The 8,415-nt window shown below is 74.4% G+C and carries 10 protein-coding genes; 3 read left to right on the top strand and 7 right to left on the bottom strand.

Features of this window, described 5'->3' with window-relative positions:
• The 7 genes from KME80_RS48650 to KME80_RS48620 all read right to left on the bottom strand — a co-directional run.
• Window positions 1–381 (bottom strand): hypothetical protein (locus KME80_RS48650; protein WP_219519454.1); only part of this gene is annotated, 381 nt, incomplete at its 3' end.
• A 5-nt stretch (window positions 382–386) separates the two neighbouring features.
• Window positions 387–1,499 (bottom strand): lantibiotic dehydratase C-terminal domain-containing protein, encoded by a 1,113-nt coding sequence (locus KME80_RS48645; RefSeq protein ID WP_219519451.1) that lies wholly within the window; start codon window positions 1,497–1,499, stop codon window positions 387–389.
• On the bottom strand, window positions 1,496–4,045 hold the full coding sequence (locus KME80_RS52475) for a lantibiotic dehydratase (protein WP_219519448.1): 2,550 nt from the start codon (window positions 4,043–4,045) through the stop codon (window positions 1,496–1,498). The genes KME80_RS48645 and KME80_RS52475 overlap by 4 nt, the downstream gene beginning before the upstream one ends.
• 59 nt (window positions 4,046–4,104) lie before the next feature.
• Entirely contained in the window at window positions 4,105–4,266 is a 162-nt protein-coding gene (locus KME80_RS48635) for a thiazolylpeptide-type bacteriocin (RefSeq protein ID WP_219519446.1), read from the bottom strand.
• A gap of 23 nt (window positions 4,267–4,289) precedes the next feature.
• Complete coding sequence (locus KME80_RS48630; protein WP_219519441.1) at window positions 4,290–4,451, bottom strand: thiazolylpeptide-type bacteriocin; 162 nt, start codon at window positions 4,449–4,451, stop codon at window positions 4,290–4,292.
• 75 nt (window positions 4,452–4,526) lie between these two features.
• Window positions 4,527–5,318: an ABC transporter permease gene (locus tag KME80_RS48625; protein ID WP_219519438.1), complete on the bottom strand. Its 792-nt coding sequence runs from the start codon at window positions 5,316–5,318 to the stop codon at window positions 4,527–4,529.
• Window positions 5,315–6,268, bottom strand: coding sequence for an ABC transporter ATP-binding protein (locus tag KME80_RS48620; RefSeq protein WP_219519435.1), 954 nt, complete (start codon window positions 6,266–6,268; stop codon window positions 5,315–5,317). The genes KME80_RS48625 and KME80_RS48620 overlap by 4 nt, the downstream gene beginning before the upstream one ends.
• 220 nt (window positions 6,269–6,488) lie before the next feature.
• On the opposite strand from KME80_RS48620, the gene KME80_RS48615 reads away from it, so the two are divergent.
• From KME80_RS48615 to KME80_RS48605, 3 genes are all read left to right on the top strand, one after another.
• Complete coding sequence (locus KME80_RS48615; protein WP_219519431.1) at window positions 6,489–6,665, top strand: thiazolylpeptide-type bacteriocin; 177 nt, start codon at window positions 6,489–6,491, stop codon at window positions 6,663–6,665.
• A gap of 90 nt (window positions 6,666–6,755) precedes the next feature.
• Entirely contained in the window at window positions 6,756–7,916 is a 1,161-nt protein-coding gene (locus KME80_RS48610; RefSeq protein ID WP_219519426.1) for a lantibiotic dehydratase C-terminal domain-containing protein, read from the top strand.
• The coding region (locus KME80_RS48605) for a hypothetical protein (RefSeq protein ID WP_219519423.1) at window positions 7,913–8,415 on the top strand (503 nt) is incomplete at its 3' end. The genes KME80_RS48610 and KME80_RS48605, both read left to right, overlap by 4 nt.

The raw sequence follows: 8,415 nt of genomic DNA, 5'->3' as shown, positions 1-8,415 counted from the left end.
GCGGACCGCGTAGGCGGCCCCCGACAGGCGCTCCCAGGCGCGCGCCGGGTCGGCGGCGGCGGACTCCAGCCAGGCGGCCACCCGGGCGGGCGGCATCCCGGGCCCCGGGCTCCCCCAGCCGGACGGCACCTCGACGAGCATGTCGTGCTCGCGGAGCTGGGCGATGATGAGCTCCAGCGCCTTGGCGACCGGCTCGGGCAGCCCGGCGGGAGCGGTCAGCTCGGCGGCGGGCACCCCGTCGGCGAGCAGGACGGACAGGCGTTCCCACAGCCGCCACAGCCCGGCGCCGCCTTCGGCGGTGAAGCTGGAGGTCCAGCCGCGTACGTGCAGGCCGGTGGGGGTGGGGGTGGCGTGGACGACGGGGCGCAGGCGGAGCAGCATCGGCCTCATCCCGTCTCGCCGAGCTGGGCGCGCCACGTGGTGCCGTTGAGCTCCTGCACGGCGGCGGCGACCATGCTCGCCGCCAGGTAGCGCTCGACGGGCGTGACGTCGCACACGGCCAGGAGCTGGTACAGCACGTTGGTGCCGAACCGGTAGACGGCGAACGCGCGGGCGAGCTCCGGCCGGGAGAAGTCGACGACCCGCAGGGCGCGGTGGTAGTCGCTGAGGGCGGTGCGTTCGGCGGGGTTCCAGCGCCGCGCGGTGTCGGGGTCGCCGAGCCTGGCCGCCTGCTCGGTGTAGCCGCGGCTGAGCTCCACGGCCAGGCTGCCGCCGTCGAAGGCGGGTTCGGCCAGGAGGCGGGCGGTGATGGTCCAGTGCTGCCAGGCGGCTTCCACCTGGTCGGTCGGGTGACCGTCGGCCACGCGGCCGACGAGTTCGAGCACCTGGGCCCGGTTGCGCGTCCAGCCCGCCTCGAACGCGCGGCGCAGCCGCCCGTCGGGGTCGTGGTGGAACAGGAAGTCCTCGACGTGGGAGAGGAAGGAGTGGTAGCCGAGCGCCTGGCCGCGGGGGTAGCGGGCGGCGTGGACGGCCATGGCGGTCACCGCGAGCTCGATGCGTCCCGCCGCGCTGTCGCCGGTTCCGGCCAGCCGGTCGAGGGAGTGTTCCAGCGCCGGGAGCCCGGCTTCGAGGGAGTCGGCGCGCAGCCGTACCGATGCGGCCGAGCCGAGCAGGGCGGCGACGCGGCCGGTCTCGGCGGGGCCGACGGTGACGGTGTTGTCGGCGTGGATGGGCTCGTACGGCGGGGGGACCAGCTCCAGGAGCCCCGCCTTGCGCGCGTGGGAGAGGAGTTCGGGGGCGCCGGGCGAGCCGGTGGAGGGGTGCAGGCGCAGGTGTTCGCGCAGCCGTGCGGCGAGCTGGTCCGCCGCGGCGGCGACGGGCCCGTCGGGGCCGCGCAGCCGGACCCGTACGTGGGGGCCGTGCAGCCAGTGGCGTTCCAGGTGGCCGCGCACGCCGGGGCGGGCGGCGAGGGCGGCGCGGAGCCCGGGGATGACCGCCGCCCTGACCAGCGGCGCCTTGACCGGGTCGTGGTAGTAGCAGACGACGTCGAGCTCGGTCACTGTGGTCTCCAGCAGGTCTCGATGATGAGCTCGGTCACCGGCTCGCCGTCGCCCGCCGCGCCCGGGACGGGCAGCGCCTCGACGAAGGCCGGCTCCTGGGGGTATCGGGCCAGGTAGGTGGGCAGGCACCGCAGGTGCAGGGCGTTGCCGAGGTCGACGTACTGCGGCTTGGCGGCGCGCAGCCTGCGCAGGAAGCCCTCCAGGGAGGCGGCGCTCCCCCCGGCTTCGAGGAAGACGTGCTCGGGCAGGTCGTGCCGGGCTCGCAGGTGCGCGGCGGCGACGGCGGGGTGCTCGGCCGTCCACTGCTCGCGCAGCCGCGCCGCCGCGTCGTCGTCGAAGGCCCAGCGGCGGCGGTTGAGCACGATGCCGTCGTAGGTGAGGCGTCCGCTCGCGGTCACGCCGTCCACGGTGCGTTTGGTGACGAACCTGGTCAGCGAGGGGAACCCGCAGCTCAGGTCGCCGGTCAGCGGAGCAGTCCGGTACGGGAGCACGAACGGGACGAGGAAGCCCAGGTAGAGCACGCTGACCTCGCGGCCGGAGCCGCGATGCCGGATGCGGACCAGGCCGGTGTGCTCGTCGTGGACCATCTCCAGGTCGTCGAGGGTGAGGCCGGCCCAGCGCGGGTCCTCGCCCACCTCCTCGGGCAGCACCATCGGGTGCAGGTTGGCGTTGAACCCCATCAGCGGCCGGAACTGGGCGACGTCCTCGCCGAGGAGGTGGCGCAGCCAGCCGGCCACGGCGGTGGCCGCGGAGGGGTCCAGGTGGGGCAGGAACCGGCTGGTGAAGCGGGCGAATCCCGCGTAGACGTGGTTGATCGCCAGGCCGCCGGGGAGGGGCTGGGCGAAGAAGGAGTAGGAGGCGGGGCGGGCCCGCGCCCAGCCGGGCAGCAGGTCGCGCGCGGCCGTGACGGCTTCCTCGGGGATGACGACGTCGGCCGCGTCCGGGCCGTTGGCGGCGGCGATGATCTCGGCCACGATCTCGCGGGCGCTCCGCAGGTCCTCCGGCACGCGCCGCTCGCGGGGGTCGCCTTGGAGGAGGTCGCGCCAGACCTCCGACATCATGGCCGCGCCGGCGGTCATCGGGGCGCGTCCGCCGGCGCCGTGGCGGGCGGTGAACGTGTCGGCGACCAGCCGCCGGATGGCCAGGTGGTGGTCGTACAGCATGACGAGCGGGGTGAGCCGGGTGAGGGCCGGGACCTGGTCGCGCCCGTGGCGGGCGCGCAGGCTCAGCGGGCCGGGCAGCGTGACGTCCTCGGTGAGCACGGGCGCACCGGTCAGGTCGGCGCCGGCCCGCTCCCCGAGGAGCCGCCAGTCGTCGGCGAGGGCTTCGAGCCTGTCGCGCCTGCTCGCGGGGGGCAGGCCGGTGAAGGAGCGGGTGGCGTCCCGGATGGCGGTGAGGCGCGCGGCCACGTCCGTCAGGTCCTGCTCGCGGCACCAGCGGGCGAGGGAGCGCAGGATGTCGGGATCCTGGACGTGTACGGGCCAGACCGGGACGAGGAGTCCCATCTCGGTCATCTTCCGCACGTAGCGGGTGGCGATCGCGTCGGCGTCGGCGCTCTGGATGTGGACGGCCAGCGCGGCGGCCAGCTCCCTGGGGGTCAGGCCGTCCGGCGTGTCGCGCAGCCGTTCGATCAGGAAGCGGATGGGCCCGGTCAGGCCGACGTCGACGAGCTCTTCCGTGGTGCCGTAGAGGTGGCTGGAGTCGGGGAGCGGCACGTCGCGGTGGAAGAGCACCCGGTCGCCGTCCTCCCGCAGGCCGGGCGCGAGGCGGTGCGGGCACTGCGCCTGGCCGAGCAGGGCGGCCATCAGCCTGGTGACGAGCACCCGGTTGGCCTGCACGGCGGCAGCGGGCCCAACGGCGGGCACAGCGGGGCGCGGGTCCTGGGCCGTGTCCCACCAGCCCAGGCCGACCAGCGTGTACCAGGAGAGCGGGCTGGTCTTGGAGGTGGCGCGGAGGGCGTACCGCAGGACGGTCGGCTCGGCCTTGCGCGCCCGCTTGTCGGGCCGGCCTTGGCGGGCGGCCGTCCTGTCCACGCCGTGGAGCAGGTCACGGCCGGTGAGCGTGACGGCCAGGCGGAGCGGCTCGGCCCGGCACAGGTCCGCGAGCACGGCGCGTTCGGCGGCCAGCGCGTCCTCCCAGGGGCCGTCCGGCGCGGCGAGCAGGCCGCTCAGGGTCTTGCGGTCGCGGACGGCGTCCAGCCAGGCCGCCAGCCCGGCGACCCGGCCGGGCAGGTCGCCGAGCTCACGCAGCAGCGACTCGCGCGGGACGCGGCCGTTGTGCACGTCGCGGCGCAGCGGCAGGACGACGCCGCGGTGGAAGGCGGCCGGGTGGCCGGGCAGGCTGGCGGCCAGCGCGTCGGCCAGGGCGGGCGCGGCGGAGGCGGCGCCGCGCAGCGCCTCGGTCAGCGCGCGCACCGCGGCGCGGAAGGGCTCGGCCGCCGCGGGCCGTTCGGGGTAGGGCAGGGCGGCGCGCCTGACCACGGCGAAGGGCGCGGCCTCGAACTGTCCCGCGCCCACTGCTACGGGGTTCTCGACAGTGCTGGTCATCGATGTTTCCTCGTTCGCGGGTGACCTCCCGGCCGCCGTGAGACGGCCGGGAGGATGACCTACCTCGGGTTGATCGAGCAGCAGGAGCTGCACGAGTCCGTCAGGTAGGAGCAGCTCACGGCCGATGCGCCGGTGTCGGGCACCGCGAAGCCGTCGCGCATGGTGGTGACGGACAGCTCGTTCAGGTCGAGGTCCTCGACCTGGAAGGAGAGGCTGGACATGGGCGGGGTTCCCTTCTGGGCGGTCACTGAGGCTCGGTGCAGCAGCAGCACGAGGACGAGGACATCCAGGAGATGCAGCTCGACGAGGACGCGCCGGTGTCGGGCAGCGCGACGCCGTCACGCACGGTCGTCACCGAGAGCTCGTCCAGGGCCAGGTCTTCGACATCGAAGGCCAGTGCGTTCATGGGGGGTTTCTCCCTTTTCATCAATGGTTCGTGCTGTTCGGATGCGGTTCTGCGGAGTGGGACGGGCCTCCCTTCTCAATCGACGGCACGGCGGCCGAAGCCGCGCATGCCCGCCTCGGCCGCCACCGCGCCGGCGACGGCCAGGACCAGAAGGCAGAGCCACAGCGGGATGTGCGGGATCCGCGGCACCATCACCGCGCGCATCCCCTCGCTGACGTACGTGAGCGGGTTGACCGCGCACACGATCTGGAACCACGGCAGGCGGTCCAGGCCGGGCCACGGGAACTGGGTGGCGCCGGTGAACATCAGCGGTGTGAGCACCACCGTGAAGACGACGTTGATCCCGCGCGGGGAGACCGCCGTGCCCACGACCATGCCGACGGCCGAGCCGACGAAGGCGCCGAGCGCCATCACGGCGAGCGCGGGCAGGAGGGAAGCGGGCGCCAGTGTGGCGTCCTGCAGGATCAGCAGGCCGAGCGGGATCATCACGGCGCCGGCCACGACGCCGCGGATCGTGCCGAACACGATCTTCTCCATCGCCACCAGCCGGGTCGGCAGGGGCGACAGGAGCCGGTCCTCAATCTCCCTGCTGAAGGAGAAGTCGAGGGTGAGCGGCAGGGCGGTGTTCTGCAGCCCGCCGACGAAGGCGTTCAGGGCGATGACGCCCGGCAGCAGGACGTCGCCGAACCCGCCGCCGACGTAGCCGAGGTCGGCCAGCACCTTGCCGAAGACGAACAGGATGAACAGCGGCTGGAGCAGGACCTGCGCCAGGAAGGCCGGCAGCTCCCGGCCGGTGACCACGAGGTCGCGGCCGAGCACGGCGGCGAAGGCGCGCGCGGTGGGCGGGCGCTCGTCGAGGACGCTCATCGCAGCTCCCGTCCGGTCAGGCGGAGGAAGACGTCCTCCAGGCCGAGCCGGGCCACGTCCAGGCCGGTCAGCGCGATGCCGTGCCCGGCGAGCGCCTTGAGCACGGCGGGCAGGACCTCGCCCGGCTCGCGGGAGGTGTAGAGCCTGACGCGCCCGCCGGGCATCGCCTCGACCCGTTCGACGGTCTCGACGGCCGTCAGCGCCGCGTCCACGTCTTCGTCCGGGGCCCGGCCGGGCTCGAACGAGAGCGTGAGCGTGGTGCTGCCCGGCAGCTCGCGGACCAGGGCGGCGGGGGCGTCCAGGGCCAGCAGCCGGCCCCGGTCCACGATCGCGACCCGGTCGCAGAGCTTGGCCGCCTCCTCCATCTGGTGGGTGGTGAGGACGACGGTGACGCCCCGCTCCTTGAGCTCCCGTACGCAGGCGTGGACGAAGATGCGCGACTGCGGGTCCAGCCCGGTGGACGGCTCGTCCATGAAGAGCACCCGCGGCTCGTGCATCAGCGCCCGCGCGATCATGACGCGCTGGGCCTGGCCGCCCGACACGTTGTCGAGCCAGTCGTCGCCGCGCTCCGCGAGCCCCATGCGCTCCAGCAGCTCCCCGGCGCGCCGCCGCCGCTCGGCCCGGCGCACGCCGTGGTAGGCGGCGTGGAAGAGCAGGTTCTGGCGGATGCTGAGCGACCGGTCCAGGTTGTTGCGCTGGGGGACGACGCCGAGCAGCCGCCGGACCCGGGTGGGCTCCTTCGCCACGTCCACGCCGCCGACTCTCGCCAGGCCACCCGTCGGGCGCATCCGGGTGGTCAGCACGCCGACGGTCGTGGTCTTGCCCGCGCCGTTGGGCCCGAGCACGCCGAACACCTCGCCGGAATTCACGCGGAAGCTGAGCGAGTCGACCGCGGGCTGCGGCGCGCCCGGGTATTTCTTGGTGAGATTCTCGACCTCTACGGCATTCATGTGCCCGCCCATGCCAGTCAGGTTCCCGATGAAAACGGCTGCAGCGTATTCACGGTCAATTCGCAGCGTCAAGACGGCAATTCCGGCGATTTATCGGCCTTTACTTCGCGCGGCCGGACCGTGTCAATACCGCCTTTCTCCTGTCAGGCGGCGGCCGGCCGGGCCCACCCATACTGCGGATGTCGTTTCGGCCCACCGTGACGCGGAGGAGGTGAAGAACATGTCCGTGACCACCCGGTTCGACCTCGCTGACCTGGACCTGAGCGGGCTCCAGGTGACGGTGATGCGTGACGCCGTGGCCGTGCCCGAGGGCGGGGCCACGTCCGGCTCGTCGAGCAGCGACTCCAGCTCGACCTGCGGGTCGTCGTCGTGCTGCTCGTCCGTCGAGCAGCAGTAGTTTTCCGCATCGTCCTGCGGCCGGGCGCTTTTCCATCGGCGCCTGGCCGCACGGGCGCCATTGTTCGCAACGACTCAATGGAGCGCACACATGATCGACGTCGTGTGCCATTATTTCGACCCGGAAAAGGCGCCGTTGCTGCGCCGCCATTTCATTCCGCTGGCGCGTTCGCTGTCCGCCGGGGGATTCGCCGTCCACCTCGACCGCCACTGGCTGAACGGGCCGCACGTCCTGCTGCGGTTCGAGCCCGGGGCGGGGGCCGAGGCGGCGGCGGAGCGGGCGGCCGACGCGTGCCGCCGCCACCTGGCGGAGCATCCCTCCACCGTGGCCGTGGACGAGGCGGCGCTGCTCGCGGAGGCGGAGGCGGCCGGTCGGGCCGAGCTCGTCCCCGGGCCCTACACGCCGATCCGGCCGGACAACACCGTCCTGGTGCGCGAGGCCGATCTCGGCGCGCTGACGGCGCTGCTGGGCTCGCCGCAGGCGGTGGCCGGGCGCTGTGCGCTGCTCGCGCTGGGGCTCGACGCCGTGGCCGGCTCCCTGAGCTACCTTGCCGACCGGGGTGACACCGCCGGCGCCAGGATCGCGGTCGCCCTGGCCGCGATGACCGCCCACAGCGCGAACTACCCGGCCGGGCTCGGCCGGGGCTACCAGTCGTTCCTGTCGCACGTCGAGGACTTCCTCGCCCACGACGACCCGGGCGGGACGCTGCGGGCCGCCTTCGACCGGCACTGGTCGGCGCACGGGCCCGGCGTGAGCGCCATCGTCCGCGCCGCCGCCGCCCCCGACCCCGCAGTGGCCGCCCTTGACCACGCTGACCCCGCCCCCGACCCCGCCGAGCCCGTGCCCGGCGACCTGCGGGCGCTGGCGGCGAGCTGGCGGGACTGGTCGGCGGCCGCCTGGCGGCACGCGGACGCCACGCTGGACACCGGGGCGCTGATCGGCAGCCGCAACGGCCACGCGGCGGTCGCGGCCGGGTTCGGCGGCGAGACGGAGATCCGCTGGGACTTCTCCCGCCGCCGCTTCAGCGACTACCACGAGCTGCTCAACCGGTCGAACTTCCCCCGGATCGCGGTCAGCCGGGAGTTCGGCCTGTACCGGTTCGCCACGAACGTGCTCTACCGGCTGCTCGCCCTGTGCGACCTGCGGCCCGTGGAGCGCTACCTGGCGGCCTACCTGTTCAGCCGGGCCGTGGAGGAGATCAACGGGATGAGCTGGCGTGAGCTCCTGGAGCCCGTGGTGAGGTCCCGGTGAACGGCTCGCCGGACGCCGCCGTGCTGCGGCTCAGGCCGGTCGTGCGGGCCAGCCGCCTGCCGGACGGCATCCACCTGCGGGCCTGGGGCACGTCGGTGAGCCTGGAGGGCGCGGCGGGCCTGTGGCCGCTGTGGGAGCACCTGCGCCCGCTCCTGGAGGCGGGGGTGACGGATGCGGGCCTGGACGCCCTCTGCCCGGACCCGGGCACCCGCCGCGCCGCGGGCGTGCTCGTCGGTCAGCTCCAGGAGAACGACCTGCTGGTACGGGTCGCGCCCGGCGAGCCGGCGCCCCCTGCCGTGCGGTCCTGGCTGGAGTCGGCGGCGCCCGATCCCGACGCCGCCTGGGCCGCCCTGCGCGACCTGTGGGTGAGCGTGGACGGCGAGGGCCCCGTCGCCGACGCCGCCCTGGCCGCGCTCGCCCGCTGCCGCCTGTCGGCGCACCGGACCGCCCGCCCCGGCGTCCCACCGGGCCACCTGCGGCTGCGGGCCGCCGGGCTCGC

It is taken from the genome of Nonomuraea ceibae (assembly GCF_019396325.1).
Taxonomy (GTDB): domain Bacteria; phylum Actinomycetota; class Actinomycetes; order Streptosporangiales; family Streptosporangiaceae; genus Nonomuraea; species Nonomuraea ceibae.
Note: the sequence above shows the minus strand (reverse complement) of the source record. Positions and strands in the feature narration are given on the sequence as shown.

What these genes read in the sequence shown, in the direction of transcription:
- KME80_RS52475 (WP_219519448.1), bottom strand. Translation starts at nt 4,045, where the DNA reads ATGACCAGCACTGTCGAGAACCCCGTAGCAGTGGGCGCGGGACAGTTC.
- KME80_RS48635 (WP_219519446.1), bottom strand. Translation starts at nt 4,266, where the DNA reads ATGTCCAGCCTCTCCTTCCAGGTCGAGGACCTCGACCTGAACGAGCTG.
- KME80_RS48630 (WP_219519441.1), bottom strand. Translation starts at nt 4,451, where the DNA reads ATGAACGCACTGGCCTTCGATGTCGAAGACCTGGCCCTGGACGAGCTC.
- KME80_RS48625 (WP_219519438.1), bottom strand. Translation starts at nt 5,318, where the DNA reads ATGAGCGTCCTCGACGAGCGCCCGCCCACCGCGCGCGCCTTCGCCGCC.
- KME80_RS48620 (WP_219519435.1), bottom strand. Translation starts at nt 6,268, where the DNA reads ATGAATGCCGTAGAGGTCGAGAATCTCACCAAGAAATACCCGGGCGCG.
- KME80_RS48615 (WP_219519431.1), top strand. Translation starts at nt 6,489, where the DNA reads ATGTCCGTGACCACCCGGTTCGACCTCGCTGACCTGGACCTGAGCGGG.
- KME80_RS48610 (WP_219519426.1), top strand. Translation starts at nt 6,756, where the DNA reads ATGATCGACGTCGTGTGCCATTATTTCGACCCGGAAAAGGCGCCGTTG.